This is a genomic window from Tsukamurella tyrosinosolvens, from assembly GCF_900104775.1.
Classification (GTDB): Bacteria; Actinomycetota; Actinomycetes; order Mycobacteriales; family Mycobacteriaceae; genus Tsukamurella; species Tsukamurella tyrosinosolvens.
Genome location: NZ_FNSA01000003.1, coordinates 3,971,936 through 3,992,537 on the forward strand (window position 1 = coordinate 3,971,936; position 20,602 = coordinate 3,992,537).

The window sequence follows — 20,602 nt, forward strand, 5'->3', positions numbered from 1 at the left end:
CACGGAGTCGAATCTACCGAGCGTTCCGCCGCCGGCCGCGCTTGTCGCGCTCGTTGCGTCGCGAGGACTCGGGCGTGAAGGTCGGGAAGCCGTCGAACGGCGGCCGGCCGCCGTGGCAGTCCGTGGGGATCTGCGCGAGCTGGCCCAGCAGGTGGTGCGGCACGGTGATCTCGCCGGATTCGCGGAGCGCGGTGCGCACCTGGCGCTGCGCGTCGACCTCGGCCGCGCAGACGGCGCACTCGGCGATGTGGGTGCCGGCGCGCAGGTGCGCGTTCATCCGCAGCTCGCCGTCGACGAACGCGACGACCGCCTCGTACGCGAGGTGCTCGGTGGACGAGAACTCGCCCGGGCGGCGCGAGAAGGCGCGCTTGAAACTGCCACTGAGGTGCTCCACGCCGCTCCCCTCCTCTGCTCGGTCCGATGGGCGTACCGCGGTTCTACCGCCACAGTACCTGCACTCCTGGGTTCAACGACCGGAGTCGCTCGGGAGTTCCCGACGGTGCCGGGGGCGCGCTCAGTAGGCGAGCGCGGCGCTGCTGGTCAGCCCCTGATTCGCCAGTGCCTCGCGGATGGACTTGCGACCGCGATGGATGCGCGAGCGTACCGTGCCGAGCTTCACACCCAGGGTGGCCGCGACCTCCTCGTAGGAGAGGCCCTCGATGTCGGCGAGGACGACGGCGGCGCGGAACTCCGGCGCCAGCGCGTCGAGCGCGTTCTGCAGCTGCGGGCCGAGGTTGGCGTCCGCGTAGATCTGGCCGGGGTCCGGGTCGCTCGACGGTACGCGTTCGTAGTCCTCCGGCAGCGCCTCCATGCGGATGCGGTTGCGGCGGCGGACCATGTCGAGGAACAGGTTCGTGGTGATGCGGTGCAGCCAGCCCTCGAAGGTGCCGGGCTCGTAGCTCTGGAGGCTGCGGAAGACGCGGATGAAGGTCTCCTGGGTGAGGTCCTCGGCGTCCTGCGCGTTGCCGGAGAGGCGGTAGGCGAGGCGGTACACGCGGTCGGCGTGCTCGCGGACGAGTTCGTCCCAGGTGGGCATGTCAGCACGGTCGCCCGACGCATCGAATGCGGCGGTACCCGCGGGTTCGGCAGCGCGCTCGTCGTCGAACGTCGCGTACGCAGCCTGGGGCTGCGGCTCCTGCCGGGGTCCGGCCTTGCGGGCCAGGGCCATGCGCTCCTCCTCGTGCCACCGCCGCTCGGCGGGGCGCTCTTACTACTGCAGAACTCCCGGGGCGACCGTTTTGTTCCCACGATCGGCAATTCCACGTCGGGCGTTCTTCACTGTCCGATACCTTTCCCTGCCGCGGTGTGGGAGCGCTGATTCCTCCCTGAGTGTTGCCTGTGCATGCATCGCGATTGCTAACGATCGCGTCACGAGAGGGTGACCGGTGGGCGACGGGCTACCATTGCGGCGTGTCTGACTCCGCCGCATCCGCCCTCGTCACGTACGCCGAGAACGCCATCGTCGAGGACGAGGCGATGTCCTCCGCCCGCGAGCGCGCCGCCGACCTGGGCGTCGACGCCGTCTCCCCGTCGGTGGGTGCCCTGCTGTCGGTGTTCGCCGCGGCGGGCGGCGCGAAGTCCGTGGTCGAGGTCGGGACGGGAGCCGGGATCAGCGGCCTGTGGCTGCTCTCGGGCATGCGCCCCGATTCGGTGCTCACGACGATCGACTCGGAGCAGGAGTTCCAGGCCGCCGCGAAGATCGGCTTCCAGCAGGCGGGCGTCGCCGCGAACCGCACGCGTCTCATCAACGGCCACGCCCTCGACGTGCTGCCCCGCCTCGCCGACGCCGCCTACGATCTCATCTTCCTCGACGGCGAGCCCGTCGATCACCCGCGCTACGTGATCGACGCGGTGCGCCTGCTCCGCCCCGGCGGCGTCGTCGTGGTGAACCTCGGCGACGCGGGCTACCGCATCCCCGATCCGGAGGCCTACGACGACGAGGCCTTCGCCGCCCGCGAGGCCACCCGCATCATCGCCGCCGACGAGAACCTGCTCCCCGTCATCCTCCCCCTGGGCGGCGGACTCGTCGCCGCCGCGAAGGCCTTCGTCCCCCCGGAGCAGTAGGCCGCTACCGCTGCACCGCCTTGGCGACGGTGACGCACCGCGTGATCCGGTCCCGTTCGTCCGCGTCGAGCGCTCGGTCCCTGCGGCGCGCGCCCTCCACCGCCCGGTGCGCACCCAGGATCATCCGGACGATCACCCAGTCCCGGGCGCGGTCCTCGTCGAATCCCGCCGCCTCGACCACGGTGTAGAACCGGCGCTGGATGGACTCGCGCACGTAGCCCGACATCTCCTCCCAGCGGTGCCACAGCAGCGGCGCGACCTCGTAGTGCGGATCGCCCGACGTCGGGCGCGGGGCGATCGCCAGCCAGGGAGCCCGGTCCGCCGCGAGGACGTTCGCGAAGTGCAGATCGCCGTGGACGATCCGCCCGACCGATTCCGGGTCGTCGACGAACGCCCGGCCGCGGGCCAGCGCCAGGTCGACGAGCCGCGGCGGGACCGGCACGTGCCGACGGTCCGCCTCGAGCGCGTCGAGCCCCGCGCGCAGGACTCCGGTGAGCGGGCGCAGCCGCCCCGGAGCCAGCCGGTGCAGCCGCCCGTACAGGCCCGCGACGATCTCGCACGCCTCCAGGTCCCACTCCTGCGTCAGGTCCCGCTTGCCGAGCTTCTCGAGCAGCAGCGCGCGCCGCGCGGGGTCGGCGCGCATCAGGCGCACGGCACCGTCGCCGCCCCAGTGCTGCAGGGCCAGGTGCTCCTGTGCGGTCTCCTCCGCACCGTCGAAGGCGAGCTTGAGGACGGCCTCGCCGTCCGGCCCGCGGACCGGGACGACCAGCGAAGCGCGCCCGGCCCGCACTTCCCCCGACGGTGCCAGCCGCCATTCGGCGAGCACATCGTCGGCGAGACGCGGCAACCGGTCGAGCCACCCCTCCCAGTCCGGCCCGAGCCGGCGCCGCGCGTCGAGCTCGGCCGGGATGTCCACGCCGCCCGGTCGGTGCGCGCCGCCGCGGGACCGCTCGTGCTCGGGTCTCACGGCAGAAGGGTCAGCGCTGCCACGTGGTTCGGGCGTACCACCGTGAAGTGACGGTGATCAAGGGTCGCAACCTCGACCACGTTCAGACGCTCGGCCACGGCGACGACCGCCGCGTCGGTCGTGCCGAGAGGCAAGTCACCGTACTGCTCGACCAGCTCGGCGGCCCGACGATAGTCCTGGTCAGTGAGGCTCTCGACGCGAAAGGTCCCGTCGGCCAATGATGTCAGGAACGATGCCTCGATCCTGGGATTTCCCCGCGTGCCCAGCAGGTATCCGACTTCCGCGACCACCGGTGCGGGGATGACGATCGGCCGCCGGGCCATATGCATCCCAGCGAACATGTCGACGCACGGTCGGTAGTCGGGGTCACTGACGATCGCGGCCGCGACCAACGGGCCCGTATCGCATATGACCATCTACCGTCCGAAGCCCTCGGCCAGAAACTCGTCGGCGCGCGCCCCGACGGCGGTCCCGTCGCCCTCGATGGACCCGAACCACGCAGGCGGCCACGTCCCGCGGGGCACAGGCGCGAGGTGGCGCTTCACCTCGGTCAGCACGTGCGCGACGTCGGCGTCCGGCATCTCGTCCACCAGGCGCCTCAACTCGTCCCGATCCGCGCTCATACTTCCGATGGTAGCTCGACGGCCGCGCGGATCAGGACTGCTCGCCTGCTGGTTCCGGCTCGCCGGCGTCCACCCCGACGGGCCGCAGCAGCGTGGGGTACTTCGGCGGCAGGCCGTCGCCGGTGGAGATGCCGCGCACGCGGCGGGAGATCCACGGGTAGGCGAACTCGCGACGCCAGCGCTTCTTGATCGCGCGGTCCTCGGCCGGGGTGATCACGGGCTCCGGTCCCAGGTCCGGGACCTCGAGCGCGTGTGGCACGCCCAGCACGTCGAGCACCTCGATCGCCATCCGCAGATGCCCGGGCTGCGACATGTGGATCCGGTCGAACTCCCACATCCGCAGGTCTCGGTACTCCTTCATCCGCCAGTAGTCGAGCAGCAGCAGCCCCCGCTCGGCGGCGATCTCGCGGACCAGCTCGTTGTAGATGGCGAAGCGGCCTCGGAGCGCGCCGAAGATCCCGCTGCCGTGGGTGTCGGCGGCGGTCCACACCACCACCGTCGCGCCGGAGTCCGCGAGCCGCGACAGCAACGCGTCGTAGGCCGCGACCACCGCGTCGACGTCCACCGACGGCCGGATCAGGTCGTTCGCCCCGGCGTATACGGTCACGAGATCCGGGGCCAGCTCCAGGCAGGGATCCAGTTGCTCGGCGACGATCTGGTCCATCTTCTTGCCGCGGATCGCCAGGTTCGCGTACCCGAAGTCCGCGGAGCGCGAGGCCAGCACCTCGGCGACCCGGTCGGACCAGCCCCGGTACTCGTGCGTCCCCGTCGGATCGGGATCGCCGACGCCCTCGGTGAACGAGTCCCCGATCGCCACGTACCGCAGGAAGTCAGCCACCGCGATGCCCCTCTATACGTCCGTCGAGAACCGCACGCCGCCGTCGGGCAGCTCGACGCCCGGCCACACGCGCGCTCCGTGCAGCAGTTCGCACCGGGCGCCGACGGAGGCACCGTCGCCGATGACGGCCTCGCGGATGCGGGCCCGCGGCCCGATGTGCGCGCCGAAGCCGATGATCGACCGCTCGACGATCGCGCCGGCCTCGATCCGCACCCCGTCGAAGACGACGGCGCCGTCGAGCCGGGCGCCGGCGCCGATCTCCGCGCCGCGCCCGACGACGGAGCCGCCGATCACCAGCGCGCCCGGCGCCACGGAGGCGCCGGGGTGGATGAGGCACTCGCCGCGCCCACCGTCGAGGGCGGCCGACGGGGCGATGCCGCGCACCAGGTCGGAGCTGCCGGCGACGAAGTCCTCGGGCGTACCCATGTCGCGCCAGTAGCCGTAGTCGACGTGGCCGTAGAGGCGGCTGCCACCGTTGAGCAGGGCCGGGAAGACCTCGCGCTCGACCGAGACCGGCCGGCCCGCGGGGATCTCCTCGATCACCGAGCGCTTGAAGACGTAGCAGCCGGCGTTGATCTGGTCGGTCGGCGGATCCTGGGTCTTCTCGAGGAAGGCGGTGACCCGGCCGGTGGCGTCGGTCGGCACGCAGCCGAAGGCGCGGGGGTCGGGCACGCGCACGAGGTGCATCGTGACGTCGGCGTCCTTCTCGCGGTGCGTGTTCACGACGGCGCGGATGTCGGAGCCGCCGAGCACGTCGCCGTTGAAGACCAGCACGGTGTCGGCCTTGACCGCGGACAGCACGTTGCGGATGCCGCCGCCGGTGCCGAGCGGCTCGGTCTCGACGACGTACGAGAGCTCGAGCCCCAACTCGGAGCCGTCGCCGAAGTACTCCTCGAAGACCTCCGCCTTGAAGGAGGTGCCCAGGACCACGCGGCGGATCCCGGCGTCGCGGATCCGCGAGAGCAGGTGGGTGAGGAAGGGCTTGCCCGCCGTGGGCAGCATCGGCTTGGGCGCCGACAGGGTGAGCGGGCGCAGGCGTGTGCCCTTGCCGCCCACCAGGATCACGGCCTCCACGTCACTGAGGTCCACACCGGCGTCCTGATCCACCGAGGTCATCATTCCCCTTTTCGTCTCCGCGTCGCCGCGAGAACACTGATCCGCGAGCGCGCGGCCAGCCCCACCTTCATCGCCGCGCGCAAGGGCGCGGCCGCCGGACCGGGGTGCCGGTCGGCGAAGAACCGGTACGCGGAGGCGTGGTGCGCGGGGAGCATGAGCTCCGGCACCTTTCCCGCCGCGTGGCCCTTGGCGTGCACGATCTCCGCCGTCGGGACGTAGACGTTGCTCCAGCCGGCGCGGGCGAGCCGGTCGCCGAAGTCGACGTCCTCCATGTACATGAAGTAGCGGTCGTCGAAGCCGCCGATCTCCGCGAAGGCCTCCGGCCGCACCAGCAGGCAGGAGCCCGAGAGCCAGCCGGCCTCGCGCTCGGCCACCTCGGCCTGCGACTGCTGGTAGGCCCGGGTCCACGGGTTCGACTTCCAGACGGTGCCGAGCAGCGCGTGCCCGATCCCGAACCGCATGCTGGGCACGTTCCGGGCCGACGGGTAGACGGTGCCGTCGGGGTCGCGGATCAGCGGGCCCAGCGATCCGGCGCGGGGGTGCCGCGCGGCCGCCTCGATGAGGGCGTCGATCGATCCCGGGCCGAAGACGACGTCCGGGTTGCTGATGAGCAACCAGTCGAGCGCGCCGAGGTCCAGGCGCGCGACGGCGTAGTTGATCGCGCCGCCGTAGCCGAGGTTCGCTCCGGTGCGGAGCAGCTCGGCCTCCGGGTGGGCGGCCTCGGCCGCCTCGGGGGACCCGTCGACGGAGCCGTTGTCGGCCATGAGGACGCGCGGCGCGGCGCCGGAGAAGGCACCGTCGATGCTGGTCAGGAAGTTCTCGAGGTGTTCACCCGGCGAATAGGTGACGGTGACCACGGCGAGCGTGGGCAGCGCTTTGTCGGTTCCGGGCACGCGGCCAGGTTACCGGGCGGGCTGTGCGGGTGCGGCCAGCGCCCGGTCCAGTGCGTCGCGCCAGTCCGGCAGCGGCGCCAGCCCCCACGCCGCCCACGCGGCGGACGACAGCACCGAGTACGCCGGGCGCGGCGCCGGCCGCGGGAAGTCGGCGGTCGTGCACGGCGTGACCCGCCCGGGGTCCGCGCCCACCCGGGCGAAGACGCCGCGGGCCACGTCGAACCACGTGGCGGCCCCGCCGCCGGCGGCGTGCAGCACCGCGCCGGGCCGCTCCGGCTCCGCGCCGAGGAGGACGGCGAGGTCGAGCAGCCCCGCGGCGAGGTCGGGCGCGTAGGTGGGCGAGCCGGTCTGGTCGTCGACGACCTTCGGGTCGACGTCGCCGTCGGCGAGCCGCCCCATCGTCCCCACGAAGTCCGGCGCCCAGGCGGTACCGCCGTCGGGGCCGGCCGTGCGCCCCGTGTACACCCAGGCGGTCCGCACCACGACGGTCCGCGGGTCGGCGGCCCGGGCGGCCTCCTCTCCGGAGAGCTTGGTGCGCCCGTAGACGCTCGCGGGTCCCGTCGGGTCGCCCGGCTCCCACGGCCGCGGGGGCACCGGTGCGGGTCCGAAGACGTAGTCGGTCGAGACGTGCACGAGCCGCGCGCCGGTGGCGGCGCACCGCGCGGCGAGCAGGCCGGGGGCGACCGCGTTGAGGGCCGCGGCGGCGTCCGGCTCGGACTCCGCCGCGTCGACGGCGGTGTGCGCCGCGCAGTTGATCAGCACCGTCGACGGGCCCAGCGCGAGCTCGGCGACCGATTGTGGCGAAGTCACATCGAGATGGGCGCGCCCCAGCGCGCGGGCCGCGATTCCGCGGCCGGCGGCCTCCGCGACCAGCGCCGATCCCAGTTGTCCGGACGCGCCGGTGATCACCAGTTCCACACCGCGAACGGTACGTGACGGCCGCGTCTGCGGAGTGTTCACATGTCGAGTCGGTACCGTTATGGAGATGTGATCATGCGGGCCGAAGCAGCCGGCCCGCTTTCCCGACGTTGAGGAGTGGTGGGTGTCCGACAGCCCCAGCCGACGCGGCGCACGCCATTCCCGGAGCGCCGACGCCAAGCGCGCAGCGGCAGAGCGCGCCGGTGAGCAGCCCGACGGCAAGCGCGCGGGGACGCGGCGCCGGAGCGTCCGCGCCGAGAACGAGGGCGACGGTGCGCAGTCCCTGCGGGCCCGGCCCGTCCCCCGCGCCGGGGACCTCTCCGTCGACACCCGGGAGCGGCTGCAGCGCAGCGGCAAGGTCCTCATCGCGCTGATCACGGCCATCGTGATCGTGGTGACGGGCGTGGCCTGGTTCTGGTGGTCCCGCTTCGCCGGCGACATCGTGCGCGGCCCGAGCATCGCGGCCAAGCCCGACGGTGCGACCGACATCCTGCTGGTGGGCACGGACTCGCGCACCGACGCCAAGGGCAACCCGCTCACCAAGCAGGAGCTGGCGCGACTCAACGCGGGTGTCGACGACGGCACCCTGAACACCGACACCATCATCCTCATCCGCATCCCCAACGACGGGAAGTCGGCCACCGCGATCTCGATCCCCCGCGACGCCTACGTGGCGATCCCGGACCAGGGCAAGGGCAAGATCAACTCCGCCTTCGCGGGCGCCGCGAACGTGACCCGTGACAAGGCCATCGCGAACGGCGACGACGAGAAGACCGCCGTGCAGAAGGGCAACGAGGACGGCCGCAAGGCGCTCATCGAGACCGTCGCGAACCTCACCGGCGTCTCCGTCGACCGGTACGCGGAGATCGGCCTCGTCGGCTTCTCCCGCCTGACCAACGCGGTCGGCGGCGTCGACGTGTGCCTGAAGAAGCCCGTCAACGACCCCTACTCGGGCGCGCGGTTCAAAGCCGGCAAGCAGACGCTCAAGGGCCCGCAGGCGCTGAGCTTCGTGCGGCAGCGCCACGGCCTTCCCCGCGGCGACCTCGACCGCGTCACGCGCCAGCAGGTGTTCATGGCCTCGCTGGCCAGCAAGATCCTCTCCACGGGCACCCTGACCAGCCCCAGCAAGCTCAGCCAACTGCAGGACGCGCTGTCCACGTCCGTCACGCTCGACCAGGAGTGGGACGTGATGGGCTTCGCGAAGGAGCTGGCGAACCTCTCGGCCGGGAAGGTCCAGTTCTCGACGGTGCCCGTCGTCCGCGACGACGGCTGGAGCGACGACGGCCAGCAGTCTGTCGTGGTCGTCGATCCCAAGCAGGTCCAGGCGTACGTCGCGGGGCTGCTCGGCGACAAGCCGGGCACCACGAAGCCGAAGGCCACCTCGGCGAGCTCGTCGCCGGCGGTCCCGTCGGTGAACCGCTCCTCGTACACGGTGGACGTCGTGAACGGGGGCACCACGTCGGGCCTCGCGAGCAGCGTCTCGACCTTCCTCGGCGGCAAGGGCTTCGCGCAGGGCTCCACGGGCAACGCCTCGTCCTCCGAGTCGTCGTCCAGCGGTAAGAGCGCGGTCCTGGCGAGCTCGGCGAACGACCAGGGCGCGAAGGCCGTGGCCGCGCTGCTCGGCGGGCTGCCCGTGGTGGCGAGCGGCGCCGTGCAGTCCGGGCACGTCAAGGTCCTGATCCAGGACGGCTACAGCGGCCCCGGCTCGTCCAGCGACTCCGGCTCGGACTCCGATTCCGCGGCGACGACCACGTCGATCCCGCCGGGCATGACCGAGGCGCTCGATCCCAGCGAGGCGGCGCGCATCAGCTCGCTGCTCAACCGCCCGGGCTTCACCGCCCAGCAGGACGGAGGCGTGCCGTGCGTGGACTGACGGTGACCGACCGGCTGCTCGTGCCGATCGTCCAGGCGGACGGTGCCGCACCCCGGTTCACCTGGTACGACGATGCCGCCGGCGCCCGGATGGGCCTGTCGGCGATCACGCTGGGCAATTGGGCCGCCAAGTGCGGCAACCTGCTCCGCGACCAGTACGGCCTCGGCCCGGGCGACCCCGTCGGGGTGCTGCTGCCGGCGCACTGGCAGACCGCGGGGATCCTGTTCGGCGCCTGGTGGGCCGGCTGCGAGGTCCGCTTCGGCGAGTCCGGCGACGTGACCTTCGCCGCCCCCGACCGCCTCGACGAGGCGGAGGGCGACGAGATCCTGGCCGTCGGCCTCGACGCCTTCGGCCTGGCCGTGCCCGACCTGCCGCCGGGCATCGACGACTACACCACCGAGGTGCGCGTGCACCCCGACGCCTTCACGCCGGGCGGGGCGGGCACCACCCTCGCGGGCGACGACGCCGAGATCGTGCTGGCCCGCTCGACGGCGCTGGCCGCGTCCGCCGGCTACGCCGCCGGCGACCGGGTGCTCTCCACGCGGGAGTGGCGCACCGTCGACGACCTGTACGACGGCCTGCTCGCCCCCTTCGCCGCGCCCGCGTCGGTCATCCACGTCTCCCACCCGGACCCCGCGAAGCTGACGGACAAGTTCGCCACCGAGAAGGCCACCGCCCGCGTCGCCTGACGGCCCCTACTGCTGCACGTCGACGACGATGCGTCCCGGCCCCGTCAGGGTGGAGTCGGCGTAGCGCTGCGCGTTGCCGGTGAGCTTGATCGCGACCTGCAGTTGTCCCTCGAAGTGGCAGGTGACGATCGCGCGCGAGACGGCGTTGCCGGGTCCGGCGACCGTCCGCTCACCCGTGTACGGCGAGACCCCGTCGTGGTCGAAGATCCCCACCGGCTCGGCGCGCACCACCAGGTACTCCCCCGGCCCGCCGAGCACGGCGCCCGACGCGCAGTCGACGACCGGCCCCGCCTCGCGGGTGACCCGGTACGGCGGCGTCGCCCCGGTGAACTCCAGCACCACCCGGTCGGCGCCGTCGCGCGCCCCGGTCCGCAGGTCCTTCAGCATCGTCGAGCCCGGAGCGACGGAGGCGCTCGTCGTGGTCGTCGCGCTCGGGGGTGCGCTGGTGGCCGTCCCCGGCCTCGACGGTGCCGTGCCCGTCACCGTCGTCGCCGACGACGGGCGTGCGATGCCCGACGGGGCCGTCACCGGCCCGGTCTGGCCGCACGCGGTCACCGCCGCCCCCAGTACGAGCACCGCCGCCCCCGACAGTGCCCGACGCATCGTCGTCGAATACACGTCCGCCCCTCTCGTCCGGTCCAGGCTATGAGTGGATCGGTCGGGAGGGGCGGATCGTTATCGAACCGAGGGCGAGCCGGTACCGGCCCGCGGAACGGTCAGCGCAGCAGCTGCCGCGACATGACCAGGCGCTGCACCTGGTTGGTGCCCTCGTAGATCTGGGTGATCTTGGCGTCGCGCATCATCCGCTCGACCGGGAAGTCGCGGGTGTAGCCGGCGCCGCCGAGCAGCTGCACGGCGTCGGTGGTGACGTCCATCGCGACGTCGGAGGCGAAGCACTTCGACGCGGAGCTGATGAAGCCGAGGTTCTTCTCGCCGCGCTCGGCGCGGGCGGCGGCGGTGTAGACCATGAGGCGGGCGGCCTCGAGGCGCATCGCCATGTCGGCGACCATGAACTGGACGCCCTGGAACTCGGAGATGGACTTGCCGAACTGCTTGCGGTCCTTGATGTACTCGATCGCCACGTCGAGCGCGCCCTGCGCGATGCCGACGGCCTGCGCGCCGATGGTCGGGCGGGTGTGGTCGAGGGTCTGCAGCGCGGTCTTGAAGCCGGTTCCCTCGTCGCCGATCATGCGCATGGCGGGGATGCGGCACTCCTCGAACGCCAACTCGGCGGTGGGGCTGCCCTTGATGCCCAGCTTGTGCTCGTAGCCGGTGACGGAGAAGCCCGGGTCGTCCTTGTGCACGATGAAGGAGCTGATCCCGTTGGCGCCCTTCTCGGGGTCGGTGACGGCCATGACGGTGTACCAGGTGGACTTGCCGCCGTTGGTGATCCAGCACTTGGAGCCGTTGAGGACCCAGTCGTCGCCGTCCTTGCGGGCGCGGGTGCGCATCGACGCGGCGTCGGAGCCGGCCTCGCGCTCGGAGAGGGCGTAGGAGGCCATGGCCTCGCCGTTGGCGAGCGACGGCAGCACGTGCTGCTTGAGCTCCTCGGAGCCGTTGAGGATCAGGCCCATGGTGCCGAGCTTGTTCACGGCGGGGATCAGCGAGGAGCTGCCGCAGACGCGGGCCACCTCCTCGATGACGATGCAGGTGGCGACGGAGTCGGCGCCCTGGCCCTCGTACTCCTCGGGGACGTGGATGGCGTTGAAGCCGCTGGCGACCAGCGCGTCGAGCGCCTCCTGCGGGAACCGCTCCTTCTCGTCGACGTCCTTGGCGTGCGGCGCGATGTCGCGCTCGGCGAGCGCCCGGATGGCGGCGCGCAGTTCCTCGTGCTCCTCGGGGAGCTGGAACAGGTCGAAGTCGGGGTTGCCAGCCATGAGGCCTCCATCAGCGTCTACGTGTTTGGTCCGCGCTGATTGTATCCATGCCCCATCCGCGGTCAGTTAGTCGCACGTAACCAGCATTCGCCGCCTCTGTTGTTCCCGGGAACAACCGGGCTACCGCGGCAGGCGGGTGAAGACGCGGTGCACGACGCCGGCGCCGGGGCTCACGACGGATTCGATCGCGAACCGCTCCTGCACGCCCTCGAGCCCGTCCCACAGCCGCTCGCCGCGGCCGAGCACGATCGGCACCTCGACGAGGTGCAGGTGATCGACGAGGTCGGCGGCGAGGAACTCGCGCACCGTCGCCACGCCCCCGCCGATGCGGATGTCCGCATCCCCTGCGACCTCCCGTGCCGCGGCGACGGCCTCGGCGGGCGATGCGTCGAGGAACCGGAACTCCACGCCGTCCTCCGTGGTGAACGTCGGCCGGGGGTGATGGGTCAGCACGATGATCGGCGTGGTGAACGGCGTCTGCTCGCCCCACCAGCCGCGCCAGGACTCGTCGGCGAGCACCTCGGGCGTCGGCGCGAACTTGCCGCGGCCCATGATCTCGACGCCGATGCCCTCGTCCCAGGCCTCCGCGAAGGCATCGTCGACGCCTCGCGCCGCGCTGGTCAGCCCGTGGATCGCGGCGCCCCGTCGGGTGCCGAAGAACCACTCCATGAGCGATCCGCCCGCATGCCCGAAGGGCGCGTCGACGCTCTGCTCGGCACCGGTGCCGAAACCGTCCAGCGAGATCGCGAAGTTGTGCACGCGCACCTGACCCGTCATGGGTCCAGGCTAGGTGACGTGCCCGGGCCGCCGGACCGCAACGGCGGGAGCGCGACCGGAGCGGGGCGTCGTGGGGCACCTCGCGCGCGATCGGCCATACAGAAAGTGAATACCGCCTGGTCAGCGGCCGCCGAACCGCGCTCACCTGCGGTTATTCAGAATGTGAATGGACGCGCTGCAATGCAGGCACCCACCGCCGTCCTCGCGGACGCGGACGAGAGCCGCTCGTCTATCCCTCCAGGAGCTTGCGCCGCAGCGCCTCGTCCTTACGCAGCACCATCTGTTCCAGGTCGGCCTGGAAGGCGGCCATGCGGGAGCGCAGCGCGGGGTCGGCGGCGCCGAGGATGCGGACGGCCAGCAGCCCGGCGTTGCGGGCGCCGCCCACGGACACCGTCGCCACGGGGATGCCGGCGGGCATCTGCACGATCGAGAGCAGCGAGTCCATGCCGTCGAGGTGCTTGAGCGGCACGGGCACGCCGATCACCGGCAGCGGGGTCGCGGAGGCGACCATGCCCGGCAGGTGCGCGGCGCCGCCGGCACCGGCGATGATCACCTCGACGCCGCGGTCGGCGGCGCCCTTGGCGTAGTCGAGCATCCGCTGCGGGGTGCGGTGCGCCGAGACCACGCCCACCTCGAACCGGATCCCGAACTCGGCGAGCGCCTCGGCGGCGGCCTCCATCGTCGGCCAGTCCGAGTCGCTGCCCATGATCAATCCGACGCGGGGTCCGTCAGCCATGCTCGCTCCATCCATCGGTCCATTCCGCGGTCGCCATCCAGTGCGCCGCGCGTTCCGCCCGCTCCCGCAGCTCCGCCACGTAGTCGGGGTCGTTCCGGTCCCCGCTCAGGGCGCCGACCAGGTTCACGTGCCCCACCTTGCGGTCGGGCCGCCCCTCCTTGCCGTACATGTGCACGTGCGCCTCGGGCATCCGGGCCATGAGGTGGTGCAGCCGCTCGTCGACGCCCATCTCGGGCTCCGACGGTGCGCCGAGCACGTTCGCCATGACGGTGAGCGGCGCGGTCGCGGCGGTGTCCCCGAGCGGGTAGTCGAGCACGGCCCGCAGGTGCTGCTCGAACTGGCTGGTGACGCAGCCGTTCATCGACCAGTGACCGGAGTTGTGGGGGCGCATCGCGAGCTCGTTGACCAGCATCTCGCCCGACGGGGTCTGGAACAGCTCGACCGCCATCACGCCGACGACGCCCAGCTCGTTCGCGAGCCGCAGCGCGAGCGACTCGGCGAACGACGCTTCCTCGTCGGACAGGTTCGGCGCGGGCGCGAGCACCACGGCGCACTGCCCGTTCCGCTGCACCGTCTCCACCACGGGCCACGTGGCACCCTGCCCGAAGGGCGAGCGCGCGACCATCGCCGACAGCTCCCGTGCCAGCTCGACCCGCTGTTCCGCGAGCAGCTGCACGCCGGCGGCGAGCTGCTCCGCCGCGACCTCCAGCGCCTCGGCCCGCGTGTCCGGCAGCCACACGCCGCGGCCGTCGTAGCCGCCCCGGACGGCCTTGAGCACGACGGCACCGTCGAACCGGTCCCAGAAGGCCTCGACGTCGGCGACGGCGGTGATCTCGGCGAAGCCCGGCACGGGCGCGCCGAGCTCGGCCAGACGGTGCCGCATCGCCAGCTTGTCCTGCGCGTACAGCAGCGCCTGCGGCGGCGGGTTGACCGTCACGCCCTCGGACTGCAGCTGCAGCAGGTGCTCGGTGGGCACGCCCTCGTGGTCGAAGGTCAGGGCGTGCGCCCCGGTCGCGACGCGGCGCAGGTCCTCGATGCGGTCGTGGTCGCCGAGCACGACGTCGGCGCACACCTGGGGCGCGGGCTCGTCGGGCGCGGCGGCCAGGACGCGCAGGGACTGGCCCAGCGCGATGGCGGCCTGATGGGTCATGCGGGCCAGCTGACCTCCGCCGACCATGGCCACCACGGGCCGCGACCGGCGCGGTTGAACATCACTCACCGGTCCATAATCGCAGGTCCACGCCGCCGCGGGGGTGCCCGGGAGGCCCCACGCCCCCGGTCCGACCGCGTCACACTCTCCGCGGTACTATTCACGGTTCCGTTAGAGTGGCGCACGTGGCTTTCATCGAGGCGATTCTGGATCGCACCCCGGCACCGCTCCGCGGCCTGGTCATGCAGCACCACGAGCTGATCAAGTTCGCCATCGTGGGCAGCACGACGGCGGTCTTCGACCTCGCCATCTTCTACGGCCTGGTGCTCACCGTCCTCGACGACAAGCCCACCGTCGCGAAGGTCTTCTCCGGCGTCTGCGCCGTGATCCTCTCGTACATCCTCAACAGCGAGTGGAGCTTCAAGCACCGCGGCGGCCGTGAGAAGCACCATGAGGCGCTGCTCTTCTTCGCGATCTCGGGCATCGGCGTGCTCATCATGGCCGCGCCGATCTTCATCGCGAACAACTTCTTCGACCTGCGCAACGTCGACTCGAAGACCACGCTGATCATCGTCGACTTCGTGCTCAATTACATCGTCGGCAACCTGCTGCAGATGGCCTTCCGCTTCTGGGCGCTGCGCCGGTACGCCTTCCCCGAGGACATGCGCGACGCCCCGGATCAGGAGTCCATCCCGGACGACGAGACCCGCGCCAACGCCGAGCGCTGAGCCCCCCCGGGCGTGCGGCACCGGATCCTCCGCTCGACCATCGCGGTCGTCGCGGTCACGGGCCTGTTCCTCGGCCTGCCGCTCATGTTCTACACGTGGCGCTGGCTCGACGACACCGCCCGCACCGACCTCCAGCACCGCCTGCAGCGGGCATCGTCGGCGATCCTCCTGCAGGAGCAGCGCACCGGCGTCACCGATGAGCCGCCGGTCGAGGCGCTCCGCCTCCTGGTCCCGTCCGACGGCCGTCTGGTCCTCACCTACACCGACCGCACCGGCGCCTCGCGCGAGCTGGCCGTCGGCCGCGGTCCGCTCGAGCACGCGATGGTCGAGGGCACCTCGCTGGGAGACGCGGGGATGCTGCGGATCGAGCAGGACTACGCGGGCGTCCGCGACGACCAGTTCCGCGCCCTGAGCATCGAGTTGATCGTCATGGTGCTGTCGCTGACCGCGGGCGTCGTGGTCGCGGCGGTCACGGCGAGCCGCGTCGCCGACCCGGTGCAGGAGGTCGCGGGCCGCGCGCAGCGCCTCGCGAACGGCGACTTCCGGCCCGATCCGCACCGGCACGGCATCGAGGAGCTCGACCGCGTGCTGGACGTGCTCGACACCGCGACGGTGGAGATCGCCGACCGGCTGCAGCGCGAGCGGCAGATCGTGGGCGAGGTGTCGCACCAGCTGCGGAGCCGCCTCACCGCGATCCACATCCGCCTCGACGAGCTGACCCTGCACCCCGACCCCGAGGTGGTCACGGAGGCGCGGGCCGCCCTCGATCAGGTCGACCGGCTCACCTCGTCCGTCGGCGACATGGTGCAGATGGCGCGGTCCGAGCGCTCGCCGCAGGGCACCGTCGACGTGCGGGCCGAGCTCGTCCCTCTGCTGGCCGACCTCGCCCCGTCGTTCGACCGGGCCGGACGGCGGCTCACGGTGCTCCCGCCCGACGGTCCGCCGCTCCCCGCCCGGGCCACCGCGACGCGGGTGCGGGAGGCGACGACGGTGCTCGTCGACAACGCGCTGATGCACGGCACCGGCGAGGTGACGGTGCGGCTCGGCTCGGTGGGGGCGCACACCGTGCTGGTGACCGTGTCGGACGAGGGCTCCGGGATCTCCGACGGCGATGCCCAGCGCATCTTCCGGCGGGGCTACTCGGTGGGCGACGGGACCGGGGTCGGCTTGGCGCTGGCCCGCGCCTTCGTCGAGGGCGACGGGGGCCGCCTCCAGTTGCAGAGCCGCAAGCCGACGACGTTCGCGATGTTCCTGCCCGCGGCCGCGCCCGGCACCGCCCCGGAGGCGGCCGTCGAGCGCGAGCCCGAGCCCCGCTGACCGGCTCCCGACTACTCCGCGTCGAACCGGAAGCCGACGCCGCGGACGGTCACGATGCGCCGCTGCGGGCCGGTGTCGTCGCCGATCTTCCGGCGCAGCCAGGAGATGTGCATGTCGAGGGTCTTCGAGCCGCGCAGGTCGGAGTCGCCCCACACGTCCGCCAGGATCTCCTCGCGCGAGAGCAGGCGCCCGGCGTGCTCCATGAGGAAGCGCAGCAGCTCGAACTCCTTGTTCGCCAGGGCCACGTCGGCACCGTCGACGGTGACCCTCCGCGCGGTGGCGTCGAGCCGGATGCCGGCGGCCTCGACGACCTCGGGGGCGTCCTGGACGGGCGCGCTGCGCCGCAGCAGGGCCCGGGTGCGGGCCATGAGCTCGAACATGCGGAAGGGCTTGCCCACGTAGTCGTCGGCGCCGGCGTCGAGGCCCACGACGAAGTCCATCTCGTCGGTGCGGGCGGTCAGCATGAGCACGGCCAGCTCGGGGCGCGCGGTGCGCACCTCGCGGCACACCTCCAGCCCGTCCAGCTCGGGCAGCCCGAGGTCGAGGATGAGCAGCGCGTACTCGCCGTCGAGGGCGTTCCGCAGGGCCTCGGTGCCCGTGCCCGCGACGTCCACCTCGTAGCCCTCGCGCGACAGCGCCCGGGCCAGCGGCGATGCGATCGCCTCGTCGTCCTCGGCCAGGAGCACCCGCGTCGTCATGACCGCCGAGAGTACTCCGCCGAGCCGTCGTCGCGGCCCCGGTAGTCGTCCGCGTCGTCGAGCGCATCCACGAGGAGCGCGTGGGTCGCGGCGATCCGCGGCACGTCGGGGAAGTCGAGGGGATCCTCCCCCGCGGACTCGACGGTGAGGACGCCGCTGCGCAGGGCCCGGTCGATGAGCCGCTGGTGGTACTGCACCGAGTTGATGCGGCGCAGCGGGATGTCGATGCCGCGGCGGCGCACGATGCCGGAGCGGAACATGATCCGCAGGTCGGTGACCACGAGGTGGGTCGCCCGCCAGACCGCCCACGGCCGCGCCGTCCACCAGCCGACGACCAGGACCCACACCACGACGATCGCGAGCAGCAGCCAGTCCGGCAGCGCGCCGTCGAGCTTGGCGCGGCTGAGCAGGCCGAGCGCGACGCCCGCGCCCGCGCACGCGGCGAACAGCACGAGGACCGGCACGATCATCCGCGTGGCGTGCGGGCGGGTGTGCAGCAGGATCCGCTCGTCGTCGACGAGCGCCTTCGCGGGGAAGCCCATTCTCAGGCCGGTCGCAGGTGGGTGACGTCGCCCGCGGAGAGCACGTGGCGCTTCCCGGCCGCGTCCTGCACCACGATGCGCCCCTCGGCGTCCACGTCGACGGCGGTGCCGCGCAGCACCTCGTCGGCGGGGAGCGAGACCGTCACTTCCTGCCCGACGGTGACGCACGCGGCCAGGTACTCGGCGCGGGCGGCGGCCGGGTCGTCGGTCCAGGCGGTCAGCCCGGCGTCGAGGTGCCGCAGGTACGCGATGGCCAACGCGGTCCGGTCGGGGTCCGCGGCGCCGGCCAGCTGGAGCGAGGTGGCCGTCTCGACCGGCACGTCGGCCGCGGCCAACGTCGTGTTGAGGCCCGTGCCGATGACGGCGACGAGGTTCCCGCCGGGCGCGGTGGCGAGCTCGGAGAGGATGCCGGCGGTCTTGCCGCCGCGCCCGCCGGGCTCGGCGTCCAGGAGCACGTCGTTCGGCCACTTGAGGCCCGCGCTCAGGCCCGTCACCTCACGCACGGCCGCGACTGCGGCGACGCCGGTGACCAGCGAGAGCCAGCCCGCGCGGGGAGCCGCGGCGGCGGGCACGGCCACCGTCACCGAGATGGACAGCTGGGTGCCGGCGGGTGCCGACCACGGCCGCAGGTGCCGGCCGCGGCCGGCCGTCTGCACGTCGGCGATGAGAACGCGGCCGGGCTCGTCGCCCGCGCGGACGCCGTCGGCGAGGTCGGCGTTGGTGGAGCCAGTGCTGGGCACCACCAACACCTGGTGCCAGCGCGTGCCGCGCACGGCTGCGGCGATCGCCGCCTGATCGGGGAGCACCACGACGTCCTCCTTCTATGGGCAGTGCGGTTCGGAATCGACTCTATTGGTTAGAGTCGGGTCTATGACGAGTGCCTCCACCACCGACGGCGCCTCCGGCGGCAACACCGCTGACGCCGAGCCCAGCATCCACACCACGGCCGGCAAGCTGGCCGCCTTCCGCAAGAAGGACGCCGAGGCGCTGGCCCCGATGGGCCAGGGCGCCATCGACAAGGTGCACGAGAAGGGTCGGCTCACGGCCCGCGAGCGCGTGCTCGCGCTGCTGGACGAGGGCTCGTTCGTGGAGCTGGACAAGCTGGCGCAGCACCGTTCGACGAACTTCGGCATGGCGGCGCGGCGTCCCGTCGGCGACGGCGTGGTGGCCGGTTACGGCACCATCGACGGCCGCGAGGTGTGCGTCTTCAGCCAGGACTCGTCGGTCTTCGGTGGCTCGCTCGGCGAGGTCTACGGCGAGAAGATCGTCAAGGTCATGGACCTGGCCACCAAGACGGGCCGTCCGCTGGTCGGCATCATCGACGGTGCCGGCGCCCGCATCCAGGAGGGCGTGGTCTCGCTCGCCCTGTACTCGCAGATCTTCTTCCGCAACACGCAGGCCTCGGGCGTCATCCCGCAGATCTCCGTGGTGATGGGCGCGGCCGCCGGCGGCCACGTCTACTCCCCCGCGCTGACGGACTTCGTGGTGATGGTGGACCACGAGAGCCAGATGTTCATCACCGGCCCGGACGTCATCAAGTCCGTGACCGGCGAGGAGGTCACCAAGGAGGAGCTGGGCGGCGCCCAGACCCACATGACCAAGTCGGGCACCGCGCACTACGTCGCATCGGGCGAGCAGGACGCGCTGGACTACGTCCGCGAGCTGCTCACCTACCTGCCCTCGAACAACCGCGCCGAGGCTCCGCGCTTCGTGCCGACCGACCCGCTCACGGGCTCGATCGAGGAGTCGGTGAACGACGAGGACCGCGAGCTGGACACGCTGATCCCGGATTCGCCGAACCAGCCGTACGACATGCACGAGGTCATCCGCCGCCTGCTCGACGACGACGAGTTCCTCGAGATCCAGCCGCAGCGCGCGATGAACATCATCGTGGGCTTCGGCCGCATCGACGGCCGCAGCGTCGGCATCGTCGCGAACCAGCCCACCCAGCTGGCCGGCTGCCTCGACATCGACGCCTCGGAGAAGGCCGCGCGGTTCGTGCGCTTCTGCGACGCCTTCAACATCCCCATCGTCACCCTGGTGGACGTGCCCGGCTTCCTGCCCGGCACCGGCCAGGAGTACGACGGCATCATCCGCCGCGGCGCGAAGCTGCTCTACGCCTACGGCGAGGCCACCGTCCCGAAGATCACCGTCGTCACCCGCAAGGCCTACGGCGGTGCGTACTGCGTCATGGGCAGCAAGGACATGGGCGCCGACATCAACCTCGCGTGGCCCACCGCCCAGTTCGCCGTGATGGGCGCGGGCGGCGCCGTCGGCTTCGTCTACCGCAAGGAGCTGGCGGAGGCGGCCGAGAAGGGCGAGGACGTCGAGGCCCTGCGCCTGAAGCTGCAGGAGGAGTACGAGGACACCCTGGTCAACCCGTACGTGGCGGCCGAGCGCGGCTACGTCGACGCGGTGATCCCGCCCTCGCACACCCGCGGCCAGATCGTGACGGCCCTGAACATGCTCGAGCGCAAGGTCGTCGCCACCCTGCCCAAGAAGCACGGGAACATCCCGCTGTGAGCGCCGAGCAGAAGCCGGTCGAGGCCAGCGCGGCCGACGTCGAGAAGCTCAAGGCGGCCATCCGGTTCGAGCGGGGCAACCCGTCGGACGCGGACGTCGCCGCCGTCGTCGCGGTGCTCGCCGCGGCGACCGGCTCGACGCCGCAGTCCGGCCCGGAGGGCCCGAAGTCGCTGTGGGGCGACGTCCGCGACCGGATGCGCCCGCAGTACTTCAACGGCCCCAACGCCTTCACCAGCCAGACGCCGGTCTTCTGGACCAAGGGGTCCTGATCCC

At 72.2% G+C, this 20,602-nt stretch carries 24 protein-coding genes; 7 read left to right on the forward strand and 17 right to left on the reverse strand.

Features of this window, described 5'->3' with window-relative positions; all coding sequences use genetic code 11:
- Nucleotides 1-13 precede the first annotated feature (13 nt).
- Together BLW32_RS21640 and sigE are read right to left on the reverse strand one after the other, a co-directional pair.
- Nucleotides 14-394, reverse strand: coding sequence for a hypothetical protein (locus BLW32_RS21640; RefSeq protein ID WP_068522232.1), 381 nt, complete (start codon nt 392-394; stop codon nt 14-16).
- 120 nt (nt 395-514) lie between these two features.
- Complete coding sequence (sigE, locus tag BLW32_RS21645) at nt 515-1,168, reverse strand: RNA polymerase sigma factor SigE (protein ID WP_068522235.1); 654 nt, start codon at nt 1,166-1,168, stop codon at nt 515-517.
- A 242-nt stretch (nt 1,169-1,410) separates the two neighbouring features.
- On the opposite strand from sigE, the gene BLW32_RS21650 reads away from it, so the two are divergent.
- Complete coding sequence (locus tag BLW32_RS21650; RefSeq protein ID WP_068626415.1) at nt 1,411-2,064, forward strand: O-methyltransferase; 654 nt, start codon at nt 1,411-1,413, stop codon at nt 2,062-2,064.
- Between the two features lie 4 nt (nt 2,065-2,068).
- Here the strand turns inward: BLW32_RS21650 and BLW32_RS21655 are convergent, their stop codons facing one another.
- From BLW32_RS21655 to rfbD, 7 genes are read right to left on the reverse strand one after another with little or no spacing between them, the layout of a single operon-like run.
- Nucleotides 2,069-3,031 (reverse strand): aminoglycoside phosphotransferase family protein, encoded by a 963-nt coding sequence (locus BLW32_RS21655; protein WP_414929967.1) that lies wholly within the window; start codon nt 3,029-3,031, stop codon nt 2,069-2,071.
- Complete coding sequence (locus BLW32_RS21660; protein WP_068742956.1) at nt 3,028-3,447, reverse strand: type II toxin-antitoxin system VapC family toxin; 420 nt, start codon at nt 3,445-3,447, stop codon at nt 3,028-3,030. The genes BLW32_RS21655 and BLW32_RS21660 overlap by 4 nt, the downstream gene beginning before the upstream one ends.
- Nucleotides 3,448-3,654: a hypothetical protein gene (locus tag BLW32_RS21665; RefSeq protein WP_068522246.1), complete on the reverse strand. Its 207-nt coding sequence runs from the start codon at nt 3,652-3,654 to the stop codon at nt 3,448-3,450.
- Nucleotides 3,655-3,685: 31 nt separating this feature from the next.
- The gene (locus tag BLW32_RS21670) at nt 3,686-4,492 is read right to left on the reverse strand and encodes an SGNH/GDSL hydrolase family protein (RefSeq protein WP_068522248.1); all 807 of its coding nucleotides are present in this window, start codon (nt 4,490-4,492) and stop codon (nt 3,686-3,688) included.
- A 12-nt stretch (nt 4,493-4,504) separates the two neighbouring features.
- Complete coding sequence (gene manB, locus BLW32_RS21675) at nt 4,505-5,608, reverse strand: mannose-1-phosphate guanylyltransferase (protein ID WP_068742957.1); 1,104 nt, start codon at nt 5,606-5,608, stop codon at nt 4,505-4,507.
- Nucleotides 5,608-6,501, reverse strand: a complete 894-nt coding sequence (locus BLW32_RS21680; RefSeq protein WP_082791553.1) for a glycosyltransferase family 2 protein — start codon at nt 6,499-6,501, stop codon at nt 5,608-5,610. Before BLW32_RS21680 ends, manB begins: the two co-directional genes overlap by 1 nt.
- 9 nt (nt 6,502-6,510) lie before the next feature.
- A complete protein-coding gene (rfbD, locus tag BLW32_RS21685; protein WP_139286283.1) occupies nt 6,511-7,419 on the reverse strand; it encodes a dTDP-4-dehydrorhamnose reductase in 909 nt (302 codons plus the stop codon).
- Between the two features lie 124 nt (nt 7,420-7,543).
- Here rfbD and BLW32_RS21690 point away from each other — a divergent pair, with 124 nt between their 5' ends.
- The gene (locus BLW32_RS21690; protein ID WP_074850761.1) at nt 7,544-9,292 is read left to right on the forward strand and encodes an LCP family protein; all 1,749 of its coding nucleotides are present in this window, start codon (nt 7,544-7,546) and stop codon (nt 9,290-9,292) included.
- The gene (locus BLW32_RS21695) at nt 9,280-9,981 is read left to right on the forward strand and encodes a TIGR03089 family protein (protein ID WP_082791554.1); all 702 of its coding nucleotides are present in this window, start codon (nt 9,280-9,282) and stop codon (nt 9,979-9,981) included. The genes BLW32_RS21690 and BLW32_RS21695 overlap by 13 nt, the downstream gene beginning before the upstream one ends.
- Nucleotides 9,982-9,987: 6 nt before the next feature.
- On the opposite strand, the gene BLW32_RS27245 is transcribed toward BLW32_RS21695, so the two are convergent.
- The 5 genes from BLW32_RS27245 to BLW32_RS21725 all read right to left on the reverse strand — a co-directional run bounded on the left by BLW32_RS27245 (nt 9,988) and on the right by BLW32_RS21725 (nt 14,548).
- On the reverse strand, nt 9,988-10,599 hold the full coding sequence (locus BLW32_RS27245; protein WP_139286284.1) for an AMIN-like domain-containing (lipo)protein: 612 nt from the start codon (nt 10,597-10,599) through the stop codon (nt 9,988-9,990).
- A gap of 98 nt (nt 10,600-10,697) precedes the next feature.
- Complete coding sequence (locus BLW32_RS21710) at nt 10,698-11,858, reverse strand: acyl-CoA dehydrogenase (protein WP_068522261.1); 1,161 nt, start codon at nt 11,856-11,858, stop codon at nt 10,698-10,700.
- A gap of 120 nt (nt 11,859-11,978) precedes the next feature.
- The gene (locus tag BLW32_RS21715) at nt 11,979-12,635 is read right to left on the reverse strand and encodes a dihydrofolate reductase family protein (RefSeq protein WP_068742959.1); all 657 of its coding nucleotides are present in this window, start codon (nt 12,633-12,635) and stop codon (nt 11,979-11,981) included.
- 229 nt (nt 12,636-12,864) lie between these two features.
- A complete protein-coding gene (purE, locus tag BLW32_RS21720) occupies nt 12,865-13,371 on the reverse strand; it encodes a 5-(carboxyamino)imidazole ribonucleotide mutase (RefSeq protein WP_074850763.1) in 507 nt (168 codons plus the stop codon).
- Complete coding sequence (locus BLW32_RS21725; protein ID WP_231857448.1) at nt 13,364-14,548, reverse strand: 5-(carboxyamino)imidazole ribonucleotide synthase; 1,185 nt, start codon at nt 14,546-14,548, stop codon at nt 13,364-13,366. The genes purE and BLW32_RS21725 overlap by 8 nt, the downstream gene beginning before the upstream one ends.
- 158 nt (nt 14,549-14,706) lie before the next feature.
- Here BLW32_RS21725 and BLW32_RS21730 point away from each other — a divergent pair, with 158 nt between their 5' ends.
- Both BLW32_RS21730 and BLW32_RS21735 read left to right on the forward strand, forming a co-directional pair.
- Nucleotides 14,707-15,249, forward strand: coding sequence for a GtrA family protein (locus tag BLW32_RS21730; protein WP_068742991.1), 543 nt, complete (start codon nt 14,707-14,709; stop codon nt 15,247-15,249).
- Nucleotides 15,250-15,261: 12 nt separating this feature from the next.
- Entirely contained in the window at nt 15,262-16,566 is a 1,305-nt protein-coding gene (locus BLW32_RS21735) for a sensor histidine kinase (protein ID WP_068742962.1), read from the forward strand.
- An 11-nt stretch (nt 16,567-16,577) separates the two neighbouring features.
- Here BLW32_RS21735 and BLW32_RS21740 read toward each other — a convergent pair whose 3' ends face one another.
- Genes BLW32_RS21740 through BLW32_RS21750 form a run of 3 tightly spaced genes read right to left on the reverse strand, consistent with a single transcriptional unit; the run spans nt 16,578 to nt 18,615 of the window.
- Nucleotides 16,578-17,264, reverse strand: a complete 687-nt coding sequence (locus BLW32_RS21740) for a response regulator transcription factor (protein WP_068742963.1) — start codon at nt 17,262-17,264, stop codon at nt 16,578-16,580.
- A complete protein-coding gene (locus tag BLW32_RS21745; protein ID WP_068522283.1) occupies nt 17,261-17,806 on the reverse strand; it encodes a PH domain-containing protein in 546 nt (181 codons plus the stop codon). The genes BLW32_RS21740 and BLW32_RS21745 overlap by 4 nt, the downstream gene beginning before the upstream one ends.
- Nucleotides 17,807-17,808: 2 nt before the next feature.
- Entirely contained in the window at nt 17,809-18,615 is an 807-nt protein-coding gene (locus BLW32_RS21750; RefSeq protein ID WP_231857445.1) for a biotin--[acetyl-CoA-carboxylase] ligase, read from the reverse strand.
- Between the two features lie 61 nt (nt 18,616-18,676).
- On the opposite strand from BLW32_RS21750, the gene BLW32_RS21755 reads away from it, so the two are divergent.
- Together BLW32_RS21755 and BLW32_RS21760 are read left to right on the forward strand one after the other, a co-directional pair.
- Entirely contained in the window at nt 18,677-20,329 is a 1,653-nt protein-coding gene (locus tag BLW32_RS21755) for an acyl-CoA carboxylase subunit beta (protein ID WP_068522285.1), read from the forward strand.
- Nucleotides 20,326-20,598, forward strand: coding sequence for an acyl-CoA carboxylase epsilon subunit (locus BLW32_RS21760; protein WP_068742964.1), 273 nt, complete (start codon nt 20,326-20,328; stop codon nt 20,596-20,598). The genes BLW32_RS21755 and BLW32_RS21760 overlap by 4 nt, the downstream gene beginning before the upstream one ends.
- Nucleotides 20,599-20,602: the final 4 nt, after the last annotated feature.

Bases quoted from the DNA above. Each gene is read 5' to 3' on its own strand.
- BLW32_RS21740 (WP_068742963.1), bottom strand. From the start codon at position 17,264: ATGACGACGCGGGTGCTCCTGGCCGAGGACGACGAGGCGATCGCATCG.
- purE (WP_074850763.1), bottom strand. From the start codon at position 13,371: ATGGCTGACGGACCCCGCGTCGGATTGATCATGGGCAGCGACTCGGAC.
- manB (WP_068742957.1), bottom strand. From the start codon at position 5,608: ATGACCTCGGTGGATCAGGACGCCGGTGTGGACCTCAGTGACGTGGAG.
- BLW32_RS21725 (WP_231857448.1), bottom strand. From the start codon at position 14,548: ATGGTCGGCGGAGGTCAGCTGGCCCGCATGACCCATCAGGCCGCCATC.
- BLW32_RS21710 (WP_068522261.1), bottom strand. From the start codon at position 11,858: ATGGCTGGCAACCCCGACTTCGACCTGTTCCAGCTCCCCGAGGAGCAC.
- BLW32_RS21660 (WP_068742956.1), bottom strand. From the start codon at position 3,447: ATGGTCATATGCGATACGGGCCCGTTGGTCGCGGCCGCGATCGTCAGT.
- BLW32_RS21715 (WP_068742959.1), bottom strand. From the start codon at position 12,635: ATGACGGGTCAGGTGCGCGTGCACAACTTCGCGATCTCGCTGGACGGT.
- BLW32_RS21745 (WP_068522283.1), bottom strand. From the start codon at position 17,806: ATGGGCTTCCCCGCGAAGGCGCTCGTCGACGACGAGCGGATCCTGCTG.
- BLW32_RS21665 (WP_068522246.1), bottom strand. From the start codon at position 3,654: ATGAGCGCGGATCGGGACGAGTTGAGGCGCCTGGTGGACGAGATGCCG.
- BLW32_RS21755 (WP_068522285.1), top strand. From the start codon at position 18,677: ATGACGAGTGCCTCCACCACCGACGGCGCCTCCGGCGGCAACACCGCT.
- sigE (WP_068522235.1), bottom strand. From the start codon at position 1,168: ATGGCCCTGGCCCGCAAGGCCGGACCCCGGCAGGAGCCGCAGCCCCAG.